We start from the raw sequence: 16,910 nt of genomic DNA, 5'->3' as shown, positions 1-16,910 counted from the left end.
CCCGGCCGCGGCCGACGGCTGGGCGGTTTTCGTTCAGCGCTCGACGTTCAGGTGCCTTGCGCGGCGATGAAGCAACTCAGCGCCGCCACCGCGCTCAGGCGGAAACGCAGCGTCAGCCAGGACGACGCGCCCAGCGCCGGGTAGGTCCTGCGGTCCACCACGTAGCAGACGATCAGCAGCACGCCTTCGATGACCAGTCCGGCGTAGGCCGGCATCGTCGACGCGATCCAGGCCAGCAGCGCCGGCACCACGCCCCAGACGAAGGGCGCCGGCGACGGCACGGTCTGGCGGAAGCCCAGCCCCCAATGGATCGCGCCCAGGAAGGAGATCACCATCGCCGCGTAACGCGACAGGCCGTCGGTGACGTAGGGGTGGGCGTCCTCGCGCACCAGCCACACCAGCGCGGCGCCGACGACGAACGGGATCAGCCCCGCGTAACCCAGCCGCAGCGCGATCGGGTTGGCGGACGAGGCCCCGGCGGCGGCCGGTGCGATGGAGGCGGCGCGGTCGGTCATCTCAGGATTTCTTTTCGAGCGCCTGCAGGCGCTGTTCGAGCTGCTCGGCGCTGATCGCGCCCGGTGCGCGGCTGCCGTCCTCGAAGATCACGGCCGGCGTGCCGTTGACGCGGATCTTCTGGCTCAGCGCCAGGTTGCGGTCGATCGCGCTGGCGTCGCACTTGGCATCCGGCTTGGGCAGCGCGGCGCCGTCCAGCATCCAGTTGCGCCAGGCCGTCGTGCTGTCCTTGGCGCACCACGCGGCGCGGGACTTGTCGGGCGAATCGCCGCCCAGGATGGGGATGACGAAGGTGTAGACGGTGACGTCCTTGGCGTCCTGCAACGAGCGCTCGAAGCGCTTGCAGTAGCCGCAATTCGGGTCGGCGAACACGGCGATGCGGCGCTTGCCGTCACCCTTCTTCCAGACGATCGCGTCCTTGAGCGGCAGCGACGAGAAGTCCACCGCCGTGATCTTGTTGACGCGGTCCTGCGTCAGGTTGCGGCGGTTCTTGAGGTCGAGGATCTCGCCCTCGACCAGGTACTGGCCGGCGGCGTCGGTGTAGCGGATCTCGCTGCCGATGCGCACCTCCCACAGGCCCTGGATGGGGCTGGGGCGGACCTCGTCGATCTTGATCTCCTTGGGCAGGACGGTCGCGAGGTTCTTGCGGATCGTGTCCTCGTTGGCCTGCGCGGTACAACCGAACAGGCCGAGCGCGGCCATGGCCGTCGCGAGGATCAAGGACTTGCGGGACTTCATCGTCAGTTTCATTCGGAGTGCCATCGTTCGTTCAATGCCCGAGCGCGCGGGCGGTGAGCCATTTCTTGAGCGGGCCGGCGCGGTCGACCAGCCGCAGCCCCTCGTTGCGGATCCGCGCGATCGCCGGCACCTGGCTGGCGAAGCCGCGCAGCAGGCCGTCGGTCAGTTCACCCATGGCCCAGGTCGGTGCGACGCGGGCGCGGGCATAACGGCGCAGCAGCTTGTCGTCGCCCAGGCCGCGCCAGGATTCGCGCGAGGTGATCACGTCGACCAGCGCCTGGACATCGGCCAGGCCCAGGTTCAGGCCCTGGCCGGCCAGCGGATGGACCAGGTGCGCGGCATCGCCGAGCAGCACCCAGCCGGGACCGCAAAGGCGGTCCGCGCGGCACAGTTGCAGCGGCCAGGCCTGGCGCTCGCCGGCAAGCTTCAGCGTGCCGGCGGCGCCGCCGGTCGCCGCCAGCAGGGCCGATTCGAATTCGGTCGGGCCGGCGGCCAGCATGCGCTGGGCCTGCTCGCGCGGCAGCGACCACACGAGACCGTAGCTGCGGCCGGGCTCGGGACGATCGAAGGGCAGCAGCGCCAGCACGTCCGGCGAGCGGAACCACTGCCACGCCTGCCCCTGATGCGGGCGGCTGGCGGTCAACCGGGTGGCGACGCCGAGATGGCCATAGTCGTGGCGTTCGTAGTCGACGCCGAGCTCGGCGGCGGCGACGGTGTCTCGCCCCTCGCACAGCGCCTGCAGCGTGGCGGGCACCGGCTCGGTGACGCGGTGCACATGCGGCGCGAAGCGCAGCGCGGCATCCAGCTGGTCTTCGAGTGCGGCGGCATCCACGATGTGGGCCAGTTCACCGGCGCCCTGCTCCCAGGCGCTGAAATGCAGCTCGGCGCCGGCGCGGTCGCCGTGGATGCGCATGTCGTGCACGGGGGTGCGGGCGTCCTCGGCCAATCCTTCCCAGACGCGCAGCCGGGTCAGCAGGGCGACCGACTGGGCATTGAGCGCATAGGCCCGCACGTCGGCGTCGGGCTTCCGGGCGCCGGGGCGGGCCAGCAGCGCCACGCGAAAGCCGCGGGCGCCCAGCGCGAGCGCCAGGCTGCGACCCACGCAGCCGCTGCCGCGGACCAGGACGTCGAACTTTTCCATGGCGGGGATTGTAGGCAGGGGCTCGGTGGGCGCCCGGGCAGCCGACTAAAATGCCGGTTTCGCGCCCGCGGGCGTCGTCGCCGGCCCACAAGCGTGCGCGGCGGCGCGTCCTGCGCCGCCAGATTCCCGAAAGCTCCCGAAAGCGTCCACCATGAGCCTCAAATGCGGCATCGTGGGCCTGCCCAATGTCGGCAAGTCCACCCTCTTCAACGCCCTGACCAAGGCCGGCATCGCCGCCGAGAACTATCCCTTCTGCACGATCGAGCCCAACGTCGGCATCGTCGAGCTGCCCGATCCGCGCCTGGCCGCGCTGGCCGAGGTGGTGAAGCCGGATCGCATCGTGCCGGCGATCGTCGAGTTCGTGGACATCGCCGGCCTGGTGGCGGGCGCCTCCAAGGGGGAGGGCCTGGGCAACCAGTTCCTGTCGCACATCCGCGAGACCGACGCGATCGTGAACGTGGTGCGCTGCTTCGAGGATCCGAACGTGATCCACGTCAACGGCAAGGTCGACCCGATCTCCGACATCGAGGTCATCCAGACCGAGCTGTGCCTGGCCGACCTGGGCACCGTCGAGAAGAGCCTGCACCGCTACAACAAGGTGGCGCGCGCCGGTGACAAGGAAGCGATCGCGCTGGTGAAGGTGCTGGAGAAGTGCCAGGCCGCGCTGGACCAGGCCAGGCCGGTGCGCACCATCGACTTCAGCAAGGAAGAGCTGGTCATCCTGAAGCCGCTGTGCCTGATCACCGCCAAGCCGGCGATGTTCGTCGGCAACGTGGCCGAGGACGGCTTCGAGAACAACCCCTTCCTGGACCGCCTGAAGGAATACGCCGCGGCCCAGAACGGCCCGGTGGTCGCGATCTGCGCCAAGACCGAGGCCGAGCTGTCCGAGATGAGCGACGAGGACCGGTCGATGTTCCTGGCCGAGATGGGCCAGGACGAGCCGGGCCTGAACCGCCTGATCCGCGCCGCCTTCAAGCTGCTGGGCCTGCAGACCTACTTCACCGCGGGCGTGAAGGAAGTGCGCGCCTGGACCATCCACATCGGCGACACCGCGCCGCAGGCGGCCGGCGTGATCCACACCGACTTCGAGCGCGGCTTCATCCGCGCGCAGACCATCGCCTTCGACGACTTCATCCAGTTCAAGGGCGAGCAAGGCTCCAAGGACGCGGGCAAGATGCGCGCGGAAGGCAAGGAGTACGTCGTCAAGGACGGCGACGTGTTGAACTTCCTGTTCTCCCCGACCTGAGCGCCGATTGACATCCCCAGGGCTCGCGGCCGTTGACAGGGCCGGAAGCCCGGGGCCGCTGCCGCGGGACGCGGCGGCGGGAGTTCAGTGCCGGTGATCGACCCGACGCCCCGATGTCGACGCCCGAAGAGGCCTCGGGCATGCTCGCGCCCATGACGACGATGTTCGATCGCTTGCTTCCGACCGAGGTCGTGGTCGTGGAAGCGGAGTCCGGGAGCCTGTGGGAGACCGGCTTGCTGCCTGAGGAGGTTCCCTTCGTGAAGGGCGCCGTGGCCAAACGCGTCAGGGAATTCACCGCGGGGCGCAATTGCGCGCGCGAGGCGATGCGGCGCCTGGGCCTGTCCCCCGGCCCCATCGGCGTCGGTCCGCACCGGGAGCCGTTGTTCCCCGCCGGGCTGATGGGCAGCATCACTCACACCGCCGACTACTGCGCGGCCGCGGTGACCAGCCGTCACGATTGGATCGGCATCGGCATTGATGCCGAAGCCAATGCCTCGCTGTCTCCCGACGTGGCCAGGTCCATATGCGGCCCCAACGAGTTGAAGCAACTGCAGGACCACCTGTGTCCTCTCCATTGCCCGCCCGAGGTCGTGGCCTTCGGCTTGAAGGAAGCCTTCTTCAAGGCCGTTTTTCCGTCGTGCCGGCGGTATCTGGACTTCGCCGACGCGCGGGTCGAACCCGCATCGGACGGTGCGCTCCGGATCATTCCGGTCGAGGCGTCATTGGGCGACCTGTTGCGGCCCCTGGAAGTGTCCGTGAGCTTCGCGTTCGACACTCGACGCGTCTACAGCGCAGTGCTCATTGCGCGACGTAATTGATTCATCCAATTAACACGGCATTCCTCTTTGTCAATGCGACATTTCCAAGGATTGCTAATTCATTGAGCGCATAAGACGATCCTCTCCACCAATGAATCATCGCAGCCGCGCAGACGGTCGGTGTCATTGCAAGGGAGGATTCCAATGCTCATCGAAATCAATCGGCCATTGCGGCCGACATTCCGCGTTCAGTCGATTCCACGCCCCGCCGCCATTGCCGGCCGGGCCGTTCCGTTCATTGAAATGCGCGGAACCGAATGAACGCCGCGACGTCCCAATCGGAACTGGAACGCGCCGCCGTTCCGCTCACGCCCGACGCCATCCTGCGGCGCCTGAGCGGCTGCGCGCCCTGCCTCCGCGGCCGATATGCCGCCACGCTGGCCGAGGTCTCCCCCCGCCTGGCCTGGGCGGGCCCGCAGCGGCTGGCCGCCACTTCATCAGTTTATGCCGATCCATTGCTCAGGCAGGAGAAGCTGGCTGAATACGTGTGGACAGAGTATTGGGGCGGCGTCTTCATTGAAGACTTCCTGCGCGACTATCGCGGCGAATACGCAAAGCTGCTGACTCGACACGCACTCGATGAAGTGGGGCACGGCAATGCATTCGCCCAATACGCCGGCCGCCCCGCGCCGAGCCCCGCCGGAGCGCCCGAGGGATTGCTGGCGCGAGACGCCTATGCCGCCTACCAGCAATGGGCCAATGGCGATCTGGTGGCCTTTCTCTCCATCCTGCACGTCCTCGAATTGCGCACGGCCGTCATCCTGACGCATTGGTTCTGCCTGCTGGAGACCTACCCCGGCCCGGACCGGGACGCCATCCATTCACTGCTTGCACGAATCTCCCGGGACGAGGTCTTCCATCTGACCTACACGCTGCAAGCCCTGGACGCCTTGCTGGTGGACGACGCGGCCAGTCGCACGCTGACCGAGGCTTTCATGCTGTCGGAGGCGGACGTCCCCACGATCCTGGACGCGGCACGGCGACGCCGCGAAGGCGCGCACGCCTGACGGCACGACGGGGAGCTTCATGCTGACAACTCCTGGATGGGCTGCCAGCTCGCCGCTGAATGCGGGCTGGTGGAACGACACGCGGCGCGGCCTGGATGAGCGCGGCTTTTGCAACGGACTCGGGGAGTTCTCCGTGGAGCCGCTGCAGGTGGATGCAGCGCTGTATGAACACACCTGTCGCGACCTGCCCCGGCTGCTCACGCTGGCGCGTCGCTGGGCCCACGCCACCGGCGACTCGCTGCGATGGGCGCGCCCGGACCAGCGGGACCTCGTGGCCGCCTATCTAGATGGCCCGCGGCGTCCGGTCGTGGCACGACCGGACGGTATCTTCGTCGACGGGCAATTGAAGCTCCTCGAGCTCAACATCGATTCCGGCGTCGGCGGGTGTTTCGAAGTCGACTACGTGCAGGAACGCTTTCGCCTCCTGCTGCCCGACGATCGATTGCACGCCCCGCCTGTCATTCCGGTGCTTTGCGAACTGCTGCGCTCGCTGCGACAGCAATGCGATGAGCGTGTCTTCAACCTGGCGCTCATCACCTATCCGCATTTCCGCCCTTATCACGCGGCGCTGGTGCATCGACTGGCCGAGACGCTCGACCGCGAGGTGCCCGGTTGCCGTGCCCGCGTCGTGCTGGCCGACGATTTGCGGGCCGGACCGCAATGGATGACGGACGGCGAGCGGGACTATCAGTTCATCTGGCGCTTCGGCGCGCTCACCCATCCCCCGCAAGCCATGGCCCCGGTCATCGCTGCCCTGGCCGCCGCGCGGCACACCCGCACCTGCGTCATGTCGGACCCGGCGGACCTCGGCGTCGACGGCAAGTTGATCCTGGCGTCGCTGAGCGAGGCCGTCGACCCGGGCGACACGCGGGCGCACACGCCCGCCCTGTCCCAGGACGAACGCGCGCTGATCGCCGCCTACGTGCCGTGGACACGTTTTGTCGGGCCCCGCGAAGTGAGCTTTCGAGGGCGCGGCCACGAGCTGCAGGCACTGCTCGAAGCGGAGCGCGGGCTGTTCGTCCTCAAGCGCTCGCACTCGAAGTCCACGGAGCATGTGCACCTGGGCGCCGAATGCAGCCAGGCCGACTGGAGCGGTCTCCTGGGTCGCGCCTTCGAGGAGCGCGGCCAATGGATCGCGCAGGAGAACCTGCGCTCGCCGCAACTGCCTTTCGCCTATGTCGACGCACAGGGCGCGGTGGCCTCGACCCCAGGAAGCTTCACCTACAACCCCTTCGTTTTCGGAGAGCGCTGCGCCGCGCCGCTGATCCGCATCGAACGCAATCCGATGCAGCGCAAGGTGGCCATGGCCGTCAGTTCGGCGATGGCCATCACCGGCACGCTGGTCAAGGCGCCCCCGCCATCCATTTCCTGAAGCCAACCCGCCATGACCAACGCCATTCAACGCAACGCGGACTTGCTGGAGCAGTTCAGCCCAGGCATCACGGACCATGCCGAGCACACCTATCGGGCCATGTTCCCGGATCTGGTGGACCACACGGTCGACAGCATTTACGGGTTCGCTTACCGCCGGACCGCGATCGACCTGAAGTCGCGCCATCTGATGACGCTCGCCATCCTGTGCACGCTGGGCGGCTGCGAAGGGCAACTGGACTTCCAGTTGAAGGCGGCCTTGCAATTGGGCCTGTCCCCCGATGAGATCCGGGAGGTGTTCATCCAGGTGGCGGTGCTGGCCGGCAATGCCCGGGCGACCAACGCGGCCCGCCAGTTCCAGACCTTGCTGGAGCAGCGCGCCGGCCTGCCGTCGAGCGCGCCCCGGCACGCCGCCGTTCAGAACCGACAGGCGTCCTCGGCATGAGCGATCGCGCGACGACAGCTCCCGCCACGGGACAGGTGCAAGGGCGCGAAACCTGCGCGAACGGCGCCGACGCCATTCAACAGGTGGTGGCCGCCACCTGGGCGGAGCTGCTGGGGCTGGCCCACGTGGACGCAGACGACCGCCTGTCGATGATCGGCGGCACGTCGATCACCGCCATCCACGCGGCGCTGGCCATCGGCGATCGCCTGGGCACGACGCTGCGCTTGCCGATCGCCGCGCCGGATGCGCGCGTCGCGGACTACGCGAGGCAGATCCGGAAGGCCCTCGACGCCCATGTCCGCCCCTCCGCGGCGCCGCCTCCAAGCGGCGACAACGCCGGCGACAGCCTCGCGTCCTGCAGCCAGGAGCTGGTCTGGTTTCTCGACCAGTTGGACGATGCCTGGCTGGCCTATCGTTTTCACGCCCGGCTGAGCATGCGGGGCGCGCTGAGCCTGCCCTGTCTGCGCGAGGCCATGGACCAGCTCGTGGAACGCCACGAGATCCTGCGCACCTCGTTCACCCTCGTGGACGGCCGCCTGCACCGGCACGAGTTGCCCGCCCGGCCCGCGGCGTTGTCCTTCCTCGACCTCGGCATGCTCGACGAGGAACATCGGCAGGAAGCCCTGCGCGAAGGCATCGACCAGGTGTTGGCGAGCCGCTTCGACCTCGCACGGCCGCCCCTGTTCCGCTGGGACCTCTTTCGCCTTGCCGACGACGAGCATCTGTTGCTCATCACTGAGCACCACATCATCCATGACGGGCATTCCTTCCGCGTGCTGCTGCAGGACCTGCAGGCCTGCTACAACGCGTTGGTCCGCGGCCGTGCGCTCCAGCTCCCGGCCATCGAGGCGCGCTTCGGCGACTTCTGCCGGGAGGAACGCGACTGGCTGCGATCGCAGCATTGCGAACAGCAGGTCCAGGCCTGGCGGACCCACGTCGAGCCGTTCCTGACCCTGCCCCCGCCCTTCGCCCACCGCCAGCCGGCGGGACCGCGCAGCCACCGAGGGGCCCAGGAGCGCCGGGCGCTGGGTGCGGCGCGCTGCCAGCGCCTGCTCCAGGCGGCGGCCAGCCTGAATTCCACGCCCTTCACGCTGGCGCTGGCCGTGTTCGGCCTGGTGTGCGTGCGCCACGGCGCCCAGGACCGTCTGATCATCGGCACCTCGGTCGCGAACCGGCCGTCGCTGCGCTACCAGTCGACGCTGGGCATGTTCGTCAACCCGGTCATGATTCCCTTCGATGCCGATGGGGACGAAGGTTTCGACGCGCTGGTGCGGCGCACCGGCGAGCGGGTGCAGTTCGCCCTCGCCCATGGCGGCGTGCCGATGACCGAGCTGATCCAGCGCCTGCAGACCCCGCATCGCACCCGCGGCGCATCGCCGTTCCGCGTCGCCTTCTCCTTTCACGATGCGCTGCCGCTGCGGTCCGATTTCGAGGGCCTGGCGGTCGATGTCGAGGAGGGGCTGCCCAACGGTTCGGCGAAGTTCGACATCAACGTGATCGTCGTGGTCCGCGGCGAGGATCGGGACACGCCGATGCACCTGGTGGTCGAGTACCGCAGCGACATGTTCAGCGCTGGCGACGCCGCCCGGATCGTCGATGACTACCTGGCCTTGCTCGACACGGCGACCGGGTCGTGCCGCCAGCGCGTTCACGCGTTGCTGGATACCGCATGGCCGACCGGACCGGCCGACGAGGTCGACAGTCGGAGCCCCCGTGCGTCGGGCGACTTTGTCTCGCCGCAGGACATGTTCGATTGGCATGTGCGGCAGCATCCCCAGCGGCGCGCGGTGGTGTCCTCCGAAGGCGCGTTGAGTTATGCGGAACTGGATGCCCGCGTCGAGCGCATCGCCGGCGCCCTGCAGCAGCGCGGCATCGGGCCGGGCCATCTCGTGCCGGTGTGCCTGGCGCGCGGCCCCGATCTCGTTGCCGCCATGCTGGCGGTGCTGCGCGTAGGCGCGGCCTTCGTCCCGCTCGACCCGGCGCTGCCGCCCGCGCGCGTGGCCCACATCCTCGCGGAGACCGACGCGACGCTGGTGCTGACGCAGTCCGCGCTTATCGCGGCCTGGGCCACCCACCGCGCGCAGGCCCTGCCTGTCGACGCGATCCTCGACCAGCCGGCCATCCGGTTGCTCCAGCGGCCGGTCTCCACCCCTGACTCGCCCGTCTACTGCATCTACACCTCCGGATCCTCCGGCACGCCCAAGGGCGTGCTGGTCGGCGCCGGCGCCGTCGTCAACCTGATGGACGACTGGCTCGCGCGCTTTCCGTCCCGTCCTCGCGAGTGCTTCTCCTGGTGGACGTCCTGCAGCTTCGACGTCTCCATCTTCGAGTGGCTGCTCCCGCTGTGCAGCGGCGCGTGCGTCGCGCTGCCGGACGAGGATGCCCGCCTGGATCCCCGCGCGTTCCTGCAATGGGCGACCCGGCAGGGCGTCTCCACCGCCTATCTGCCACCTCATATCGCCCGGCTGCTGCCGACGCTCGTCGCGCAGGGCATCGTGCCGCCCTCGCGCCTGTTGCTGGGCGTGGAGCCGCTGGACGAGAAGCGCCTGCACGACGCCCTGGCGCCCTTGGACGTCACCGTGGTCAACGGCTACGGCCCCACCGAGGCCACCGTCTACGCCACGCTTCACACGCAGCCGCTGGCGCCGCTGCAACGGCCCATCCCCATCGGCCGGCCGATCGCCAACACCGCCATCCACCTGCTCGACGAGCAACTGCGGCCCGTCCCCCCGGGCGTGCCGGGCACGCTCCATATCGCCGGCGCGGGCCTCGCCCTGGGTTATCTGAAGCAGCCAGAGCTGACCGCCAGGAAGTTCATCCCCTGCCCCTTCGGCCCGCCCGGCGCCCTCATGTACGACACCGGGGACCGCGCCCGATGGCTCGATGACGGCAGCCTCGCCTTCATCGGCCGGCTGGATGCCCAAGTCAAGGTCCGCGGCTTCCGCATCGAGTTGGGCGAGATCGAACAGGCGCTGCTGCGCACCGGACACGTGCGCGAAGCCGCCGTGCTGGCGGAGCCGGACGCGACGGGCAGCTCGACGCTGCATGCCTGCGTCGTCCCCTCGGACGCGGCGGACTGCCGTGCCGAGACGATGCGCAAGTCCCTCGCCGACTGGTTGCCGGATTACATGCTGCCCGCCACTTTCGTGGTGCTCGACCGGCTGCCGCTGACGCCGTCCGGAAAGCTCGACCGCCGAGCCCTGTCGGTGGAACGGGACGGACAGGCCCAGCGGGCCCGCCTGGAGCGCCAAGACCGCGCCAAGGACCTCGGGACGGATGACGAGGTGCCGCGCACGGACGATGAGCGGGCCATGGCCGCGCTTTGGCAAGATCTGCTGGGCGTCGGGACGGTCGGCCGCAACGACGACTTCTTCAGCCTGGGCGGCCATTCGCTGCTGGCGGCTCGTCTGGTGGCCACGCTGTCCAGCCGCCCGGACCTGGGGATGTCGCTCACCCTCAGGCAAGTGCTCGCCACGCCGATCCTGAGCCAGTTGGCGCTGGCGGCGGGGGGAGGCAGTGCCGCGGAGTGGCAGGCGGTCCCCGTCCGCAGCGGCGGCGCGCAGCCCCCTCTGTTCTGCATTCACGGGTCGGACGGCGATGTGGCCTACGCCGTCAATCTGGCGGCCGGCCTGCCCGCCGACATGCCGGTGTACGGGCTCTGCGTCCGTTCGCCGGACGAAGGCTCGGCACCGGAGCTGTCGATCACGCAATGGGCGGATCGGCACGTGCGGCTGATTCGCGATGTGCAGCCCCAGGGGCCCTATCGGCTGTGCGGATGGTCGGCCGGAGGCACCATCGCGCACGAAGCGGCGCGCCTCCTGGCGCGCGAGGGTGAGCAGGTGGAAGCCCTGTTCCTCATCGACACGCGTGCCCAGTACGAGTGGCCTTCGGGCAGCGAGCCGCCGGTGCCACCGCACCTGGACGCGCGGCAGTCGCGCACGCATCGACGCATCGTCAAAGGGCTGGCCGCGCATGCCCCCACCGCGCTGGACCTCGTGCCCCATCTGTTCGTGGCCACGCGCGAAACGCGCCACTGCGCGGCGCTGGGATGGGAGACGCTCTACGGTGCCGCCCTGCGCGTTCGCCGGTACGACGCCGGGCATTACGACATCGTGTCGCGCGCCCATGCCGTCCGCCTGGGACAGGAGATCGGGGAGATCCTGTCCACACGGCGCCGGGCCGTTCCAGCCACCGCCATTCAAGGGCACTCATGATCCTCGACCGCCATCGTCCGCTGATCCGCCCGGTGTCCTTCGTGCTGGCGCAGGGCTTGAGCGGCCTGGGCGCGGCGGCCACCAGCTTCGCCATCGATGTCTGGGTATTCCAGCAGACCGGCTCCTACACGATCTTTGCCACGCTGGCGCTCATGGCCGCGCTGCCGGCGCTGCTGCTGTCGCCGTTCTCCGGCGCCTTGGTGGACCGGCTGCCCAAGCGCAGGGTGCTGGTGAGCTGCGACGCGGCCTCGCTGCTGGTCGTCGCCGCGGCGCTGCTGGCCGTGGCCCTGGACAGCTTCTCCGTGACGGGCGCGGCGGCGGTGATGGTGCTGTTGTCCTCGATCCAGACCGTGCGCTGGCCCGCGCTCACCTCGACCGTCACGTTGATCACGCCGGGCCCGCACCTGGCCCGGATCAGCGGGCTGGAAGAAGCGGTGCAAGCCACCTCCACCGTCGCCGCCCCGATCGTGGGCGCCGCGCTTTTCCACCTGGCGGGCTTGTCCCCGATCCTGCTGCTCAACGTGGTGTCGTTCGTGTGCAGCATCGCCATCGTGCTGTCGATCCAGCTGCCCGCGCCGCCCGCGTCGGCGGGCCAGACCTCCGTGCTGCGCGCGGTGTTCGGGGATCCGGCCTTCGGGATGCGCTGGATCTGGGCCCGCAAGCACCTGCTGCGCCTGCTGGTGTTCATCGCCGTGCTCAACCTGGGCTGCGCCACCTTCGTCACCGTCAATGCTCCGCTGGTCCTGTCGTTCGCCGACGCCGGGACCTTGGGGCTGGTCATGGCCACCGGCAGCGGTGGGTTGGTGCTGGGCGGCGTGCTGATGACCGCCACCGGCGGCATCAAGCCGTTCGAGCGAGGCGTGCTGCTGGGCGCCAGCGGCATCGCCTGCGGCGTGCTTGTCTTCGGACTGGCCCAGACGCTGCCCTGGTTTGCGCTGGGCACGTTCCTGTTCGGCTTCATGCATCCGGTCGTCAACGCGGCCGCGCAGGTGCTGTGGCGGACCGAGACGCCGGTCGAGATCCAGGGGCGCGTCTTCGCCATCCGCCGCATGATCTCGTGGGGACTCAACCCGTTCGCCATCGCGATGTCCATCCCGCTGTCCACCTGGGTGTTCGGCGGCCTGCTGGACGCCCTGAACAGCCATCTGCCGCGGATCGGCGCATGGTGGGGCACCGGCCAGGCCGGACGGCTGGGGCTGATGCTCAGCACGATGGGGCTGGGCATGCTGCTGGTGATCGCGACGGCCACCAGGACAGGGTTCCTGGCACGCGCGGGCTCGAGCCCGGTCGGCGCTCCGACGCCGCCGCATCCCGCGCGCGGCCCGGGACCGACGACGCCCTAGCTCCGGGCATCCGCCAGGCGGCCGGCCCGCCGCGTCGTCCCGCCAATCGGCGTGGGATCGGCGTTGGATTCCCGGGACAGCGGTCCTGGAGCGGGGCAACTCTCGCTATCGACGCCCTGGCGCCGGCGTTAGTCTGGGCGGCATGACCGAAGCGCCCTCCCTCGAGACGCCTGCCCGCCCACGGGACGCGACGCAGCCGCGACTCGCGCTGCTCAATGCGGTGATCGCCCTGGCCTATGCCGTTCTCGGCGTGCTGGCGCTGAAGCTGGTGCTGCCGCCCGACTACGTCTCCCCCATCTATCCCGCCGCCGGCCTGGCCGTCGCCGCGGTCGTGCGCTGGGGCCGGCGCGTGCTGCCGGGCATCGTCCTCGGCGGCGTGCTGGTGAGCCTGGCGATCTCGCACGATCGGGGGCACTTCAGCTGGATCCAGCCCGTGTTGGTCGGTCTCGGCGGCGCGGCGCAGGCGGGGCTGGGCGCGTGGCTGGCGCGACGCTGGACCGGCGAGCATCCGCCGCTGACCGCACCCGGCGAGCTGATGCGTTTCCTGATCGCGGTCGCGGGGATCGCATGCCTGATCAGCCCGACCTTCGGTGTCGCGGCGCTCTGGATGTCGGACGTGATCACGCCGGCGCAGATCGGCGCGCACTGGCTGGCCTGGTGGATCGGCGACGCGATCGGTGTGCTGATCGGCGCGCCGGTCGCCCTGACGCTGTTCGGCTTGCCGCGCACGCATTGGGCGTCACGGCGGCTGAGCGTCGCGTTGCCGCTCGTCGTGGCTTGCGGGTTGCTGTTCGGCGCGAGCTGGTACGTCGCGCAGAACGAGGAAAGCCGGCGCCGCCACGCCTTCGACCTGGAGGCCCTCAACGCGCTCGACGCGCTGGCCGACTCGCTGACGGCGCCCTTGGCCGCGCTGGAGGCCAACCACAGCCTGCTGCTGGTGGCGCCCGGCATCGGCCGGGTCGACTTCGAGCGCGCCCATGAGGAACGCGCCCGGGCCGGCGGCGGGGTCTACGCGGTCGGCTGGGCCGCCCTGGTGCCCCCGGATCAGGTCGAGGCCTTCGAGCGCGCGGCACGCGCCGACGGCTACGTCGACTTCCACGTCCATGAACGCCAACGCCCTGGCGACGCGCCCGATGCCGCGGCCGACGCGCTGCCGGTGCGCCTCATCGCGCCCTTCCCGCGCAACCGCGCCGCGGTGGGCGTCAACATCCGCAGCATTCCCCAGGCACGCGCGGCGCAGGACCGCGCCATCGCGACCGGGCAGCCGGCGGCCAGCGAGACCTTCGTGCTGTCCCAGGATGTCGGTGTCAACGTCCTGGGCGTGGTGGTCTACCGGGCGATCTACGCGGAGGGCGCGTCTTCGTCCGCCGCGCCGCGCGATGTCGACGGCACGCGGCGGCGCCCGCTGGGCCTGGCCTTCGCGACCCTGCGGCCGGAAACGCTGCTGCGCGACGCGCTGCCGGACCGCCCTCGCCATCTGGACTACTGCCTGCTCGATGCCACGCCTGGTACCGCGCATCGGCTGCTGGCGGGGGACCCGCGCTGCCTGAACCTGCCCGCGACGCTGCCCCGGCGGGAGCGCGACATGGACTTCGCCGGGCGCTCCTGGCAACTGGTCGTCTACGGTCCTGGGGGACTGCCGGCGCTGGACGGCAACTCGACCTTGCCGTTCGCGCTGTCCGGCCTGGCCGGCACCGCCCTGCTGGGCCTGCTGCTGCTGATCGTGACCGGCAGCACCGCGCGCGTCGCCCGGCTCGTCGACGAGGCCATCCATCGCCTGCGCGAAAGCGAGGAGCGCTTCCGCAGCATCATCGAGCACGCGCCGGTGGGGATCGTCTTCACCGACATCAACGCCCGGCCCCAGGAGCTCAACCCCTACTTCTGCCAGTTGCTGGGCATGGACGCGGAACTGCTCAAGCGCCGTTCCATCATGGCCATCACCCATCGCGACGACCGAGCCGAGGACAGCCGGCTGGGCATGGCGCTGATCCGGGGCGAGCTCGACCGCTACAGCCGCGTCAAGCGCTACATCGGCGCCGAGGGGCGCGTCATCACCGTCCGCTGCACGGTGAGCCTGCTGCGCGACGCGCAAGGCCAGCCGTACCGGCTGCTGGGCATCGTCGAGGACATCGGCGAGGAACTGCGGCTGACGGCGCTGGAGCGCGCGCACGAGGCGGAGCTCGCCGCCAACCGCGCCAAGAACGAGTTCCTCTCCCGCATGAGCCACGAGCTGCGCACGCCGCTGAACGCGATGCTCGGCTTCGCCCAGTTGCTGGAGGTGGACCACGAATCCGCCCTCAACCCGCGCCAGCGCGGCTGGCTGACGCAGATCCAGCAGTCCGGCTGGCACCTGCTGCAGATGATCGACGACACGCTGGACCTGTCCCGGCTGGACGCCAGCCAGTTGCGCGTGCAGATCGACGACCTGGACCTGGTGCCGATCGCGACGGACAGCCTGGCGATGGTCGAGTCCCAGCGCCAGCGCCGCCGGGTGACGGTCGACATCGACCTGCCACCGGGCACCCACGCCCTGCGCGCCGACGCCACGCGGCTCAAGCAGGTCCTGACCAACCTGCTCAGCAACGCGATCAAGTACAACCACGAGGGTGGGCAGGTCTGGCTGCGGGCCCGGCGCGTCGGCGACACGGCGATCGAGCTGAGCGTCTCCGACACCGGCCCCGGCCTGACCGAGGCGCAGCGGGCGCAGCTCTTCCAGCCCTTCAACCGCCTCGGCCGGGAGGTCGGCGGGATCGAGGGCACCGGCATCGGGCTGGTGATCACGCAGCGGCTGCTGGGCTTGATGGGCAGCCGGCTGGAGGTGTCCAGCAGCGCCGGGAACGGGGCGACCTTCAGCTTCGAGCTGCCGATTTCCCAATCCCGTCAATGACTTAAGTGAACCCTAAGAAGCCGCTGACAGACTTGGAAAGGCAGGTAGCCCTTCCAGGGTCAGCCTGTTTTCAGGACGGTTAGCACTCGACTGGCTTGAGTGCTAATATTCCCGAACACCAGCCCGGAAGACCGGGCCGGTACAGGAGAAACACCCTCATGTCCGACAGTCTTGCGTTGAAGGTCCGCAATCCCTGGTCCCTGGTGCCGTCACTGGGGAACCTGGATGCCTACATCACCGCGGTCAATCGCCTGCCGCTGCTGACCGCGGAGGAAGAGCAGGATTACGCCCGCCGCCTGCAGTCCAAAGGCGACGTCGATGCCGCCGGGCGGCTGGTGATGTCACACTTGCGCCTGGTCGTGTCGATCTCGCGCCAGTACCTGGGTTACGGGCTGCCGCAGGGCGACCTGATCCAGGAAGGCAATGTCGGCCTGATGAAGGCCGTCAAGCGCTTCGATCCGGACCAGAACGTCCGCCTCGTGTCCTATGCCATGCACTGGATCAAGGCCGAGATCCACGAGTACATCCTCAAGAACTGGCGCATGGTCAAGGTCGCCACGACCAAGGCGCAGCGCAAGCTGTTCTTCAACCTGCGCTCGATGAAGCACGCGCTGAAAGAGCATTCGGACCATCAGCAGCGCTCGTCGCTGACCGAGAGCGAGATCGCCCACGTGGCGGAGAAGCTCAACGTCAAGCGCGAGGAAGTGCTGGAGATGGAGACGCGACTGTCCGGCGGCGACGTCGCGCTGGAGCCGCAGACCGACGACGACGGGGAGAGTTACGCGCCCATCGCCTACCTGGCGGACGACTCGCAGGAGCCGACCCGCGTGCTGGAGGCGCGCTCGCGCGATCACCTGGCCAGCGACGGCCTGAAGCAGGCGCTCGACGTGCTGGACCCGCGCAGCCGTCGCATCGTCGAGGAGCGCTGGCTGAAGGTCAACGACGACAGCTCCGGTGGCATGACGCTGCACGAGCTGGCCGCCGAGTACGGCGTCTCCGCCGAGCGCATTCGTCAGATCGAAGTCGCCGCCATGAAGAAGATGCGCAAGGCGATGACTGCCAACGTGGCGGTCGCGGCCTGAGCCTCCCCGCTCCAACGACAAGGCCCCGCACCGCGGGGCCTTTTCATTTCCGACAACGGTCACCCACGTCCACGTCCACGGCCACGGCCACGGCCACGGCCACGT

General features: G+C 69.4%; 12 protein-coding genes. 9 read left to right on the top strand and 3 right to left on the bottom strand.

The features are described 5' to 3' along the window. Positions 1–47: 47 nt before the first annotated feature. Genes CDN99_RS17920 through CDN99_RS17910 form a run of 3 tightly spaced genes read right to left on the bottom strand, consistent with a single transcriptional unit; the run spans position 48 to position 2,392 of the window. On the bottom strand, positions 48–515 hold the full coding sequence (locus tag CDN99_RS17920; protein WP_088386261.1) for a DUF3429 domain-containing protein: 468 nt from the start codon (positions 513–515) through the stop codon (positions 48–50). Position 516: 1 nt separating this feature from the next. Next, the gene (locus tag CDN99_RS17915; RefSeq protein ID WP_088386260.1) at positions 517–1,263 is read right to left on the bottom strand and encodes a DsbC family protein; all 747 of its coding nucleotides are present in this window, start codon (positions 1,261–1,263) and stop codon (positions 517–519) included. Between the two features lie 19 nt (positions 1,264–1,282). Next, on the bottom strand, positions 1,283–2,392 hold the full coding sequence (locus CDN99_RS17910; RefSeq protein WP_088386259.1) for an FAD-dependent monooxygenase: 1,110 nt from the start codon (positions 2,390–2,392) through the stop codon (positions 1,283–1,285). 151 nt (positions 2,393–2,543) lie between these two features. On the opposite strand from CDN99_RS17910, the gene ychF reads away from it, so the two are divergent. From ychF to rpoH, 9 genes are all read left to right on the top strand, one after another. Next, the gene (gene ychF, locus CDN99_RS17905; RefSeq protein WP_088386258.1) at positions 2,544–3,638 is read left to right on the top strand and encodes a redox-regulated ATPase YchF; all 1,095 of its coding nucleotides are present in this window, start codon (positions 2,544–2,546) and stop codon (positions 3,636–3,638) included. A gap of 113 nt (positions 3,639–3,751) precedes the next feature. After that, positions 3,752–4,456 carry a 4'-phosphopantetheinyl transferase family protein gene (locus CDN99_RS17900; RefSeq protein WP_088386257.1) on the top strand — a complete coding sequence of 235 codons (705 nt, stop codon included), beginning with the start codon at positions 3,752–3,754 and terminating at the stop codon, positions 4,454–4,456. Between the two features lie 257 nt (positions 4,457–4,713). Next, entirely contained in the window at positions 4,714–5,463 is a 750-nt protein-coding gene (locus CDN99_RS17895) for a hypothetical protein (RefSeq protein ID WP_088386256.1), read from the top strand. 19 nt (positions 5,464–5,482) lie between these two features. Beyond that, positions 5,483–6,835, top strand: coding sequence for a hypothetical protein (locus tag CDN99_RS17890; protein WP_088386255.1), 1,353 nt, complete (start codon positions 5,483–5,485; stop codon positions 6,833–6,835). Positions 6,836–6,847: 12 nt separating this feature from the next. After that, on the top strand, positions 6,848–7,279 hold the full coding sequence (locus CDN99_RS17885) for a carboxymuconolactone decarboxylase family protein (RefSeq protein WP_088386254.1): 432 nt from the start codon (positions 6,848–6,850) through the stop codon (positions 7,277–7,279). Beyond that, on the top strand, positions 7,276–11,493 hold the full coding sequence (locus CDN99_RS17880; RefSeq protein WP_088386253.1) for a non-ribosomal peptide synthetase: 4,218 nt from the start codon (positions 7,276–7,278) through the stop codon (positions 11,491–11,493). The genes CDN99_RS17885 and CDN99_RS17880 overlap by 4 nt, the downstream gene beginning before the upstream one ends. Next, entirely contained in the window at positions 11,490–12,836 is a 1,347-nt protein-coding gene (locus CDN99_RS17875; protein WP_158218877.1) for an MFS transporter, read from the top strand. Before CDN99_RS17880 ends, CDN99_RS17875 begins: the two co-directional genes overlap by 4 nt. 142 nt (positions 12,837–12,978) lie before the next feature. Next, the gene (locus tag CDN99_RS17870) at positions 12,979–15,723 is read left to right on the top strand and encodes a CHASE domain-containing protein (RefSeq protein ID WP_088386251.1); all 2,745 of its coding nucleotides are present in this window, start codon (positions 12,979–12,981) and stop codon (positions 15,721–15,723) included. A gap of 158 nt (positions 15,724–15,881) precedes the next feature. After that, positions 15,882–16,805, top strand: a complete 924-nt coding sequence (rpoH, locus tag CDN99_RS17865) for an RNA polymerase sigma factor RpoH (RefSeq protein WP_088386250.1) — start codon at positions 15,882–15,884, stop codon at positions 16,803–16,805. Positions 16,806–16,910: the final 105 nt, after the last annotated feature.

The sequence above is a fragment of the Roseateles aquatilis genome (assembly GCF_002205645.1).
Lineage (GTDB): Bacteria > Pseudomonadota > Gammaproteobacteria > Burkholderiales > Burkholderiaceae_C > Roseateles > Roseateles aquatilis.
Note: the sequence above shows the minus strand (reverse complement) of the source record. Positions and strands in the feature narration are given on the sequence as shown.

What these genes read in the sequence shown, in the direction of transcription:
- CDN99_RS17880 (WP_088386253.1), top strand. Translation starts at nt 7,276, where the DNA reads ATGAGCGATCGCGCGACGACAGCTCCCGCCACGGGACAGGTGCAAGGG.
- rpoH (WP_088386250.1), top strand. Translation starts at nt 15,882, where the DNA reads ATGTCCGACAGTCTTGCGTTGAAGGTCCGCAATCCCTGGTCCCTGGTG.
- CDN99_RS17870 (WP_088386251.1), top strand. Translation starts at nt 12,979, where the DNA reads ATGACCGAAGCGCCCTCCCTCGAGACGCCTGCCCGCCCACGGGACGCG.
- CDN99_RS17895 (WP_088386256.1), top strand. Translation starts at nt 4,714, where the DNA reads ATGAACGCCGCGACGTCCCAATCGGAACTGGAACGCGCCGCCGTTCCG.
- CDN99_RS17885 (WP_088386254.1), top strand. Translation starts at nt 6,848, where the DNA reads ATGACCAACGCCATTCAACGCAACGCGGACTTGCTGGAGCAGTTCAGC.
- CDN99_RS17920 (WP_088386261.1), bottom strand. Translation starts at nt 515, where the DNA reads ATGACCGACCGCGCCGCCTCCATCGCACCGGCCGCCGCCGGGGCCTCG.
- CDN99_RS17875 (WP_158218877.1), top strand. Translation starts at nt 11,490, where the DNA reads ATGATCCTCGACCGCCATCGTCCGCTGATCCGCCCGGTGTCCTTCGTG.
- CDN99_RS17890 (WP_088386255.1), top strand. Translation starts at nt 5,483, where the DNA reads ATGCTGACAACTCCTGGATGGGCTGCCAGCTCGCCGCTGAATGCGGGC.
- CDN99_RS17915 (WP_088386260.1), bottom strand. Translation starts at nt 1,263, where the DNA reads ATGAAACTGACGATGAAGTCCCGCAAGTCCTTGATCCTCGCGACGGCC.
- ychF (WP_088386258.1), top strand. Translation starts at nt 2,544, where the DNA reads ATGAGCCTCAAATGCGGCATCGTGGGCCTGCCCAATGTCGGCAAGTCC.
- CDN99_RS17910 (WP_088386259.1), bottom strand. Translation starts at nt 2,392, where the DNA reads ATGGAAAAGTTCGACGTCCTGGTCCGCGGCAGCGGCTGCGTGGGTCGC.
- CDN99_RS17900 (WP_088386257.1), top strand. Translation starts at nt 3,752, where the DNA reads ATGTCGACGCCCGAAGAGGCCTCGGGCATGCTCGCGCCCATGACGACG.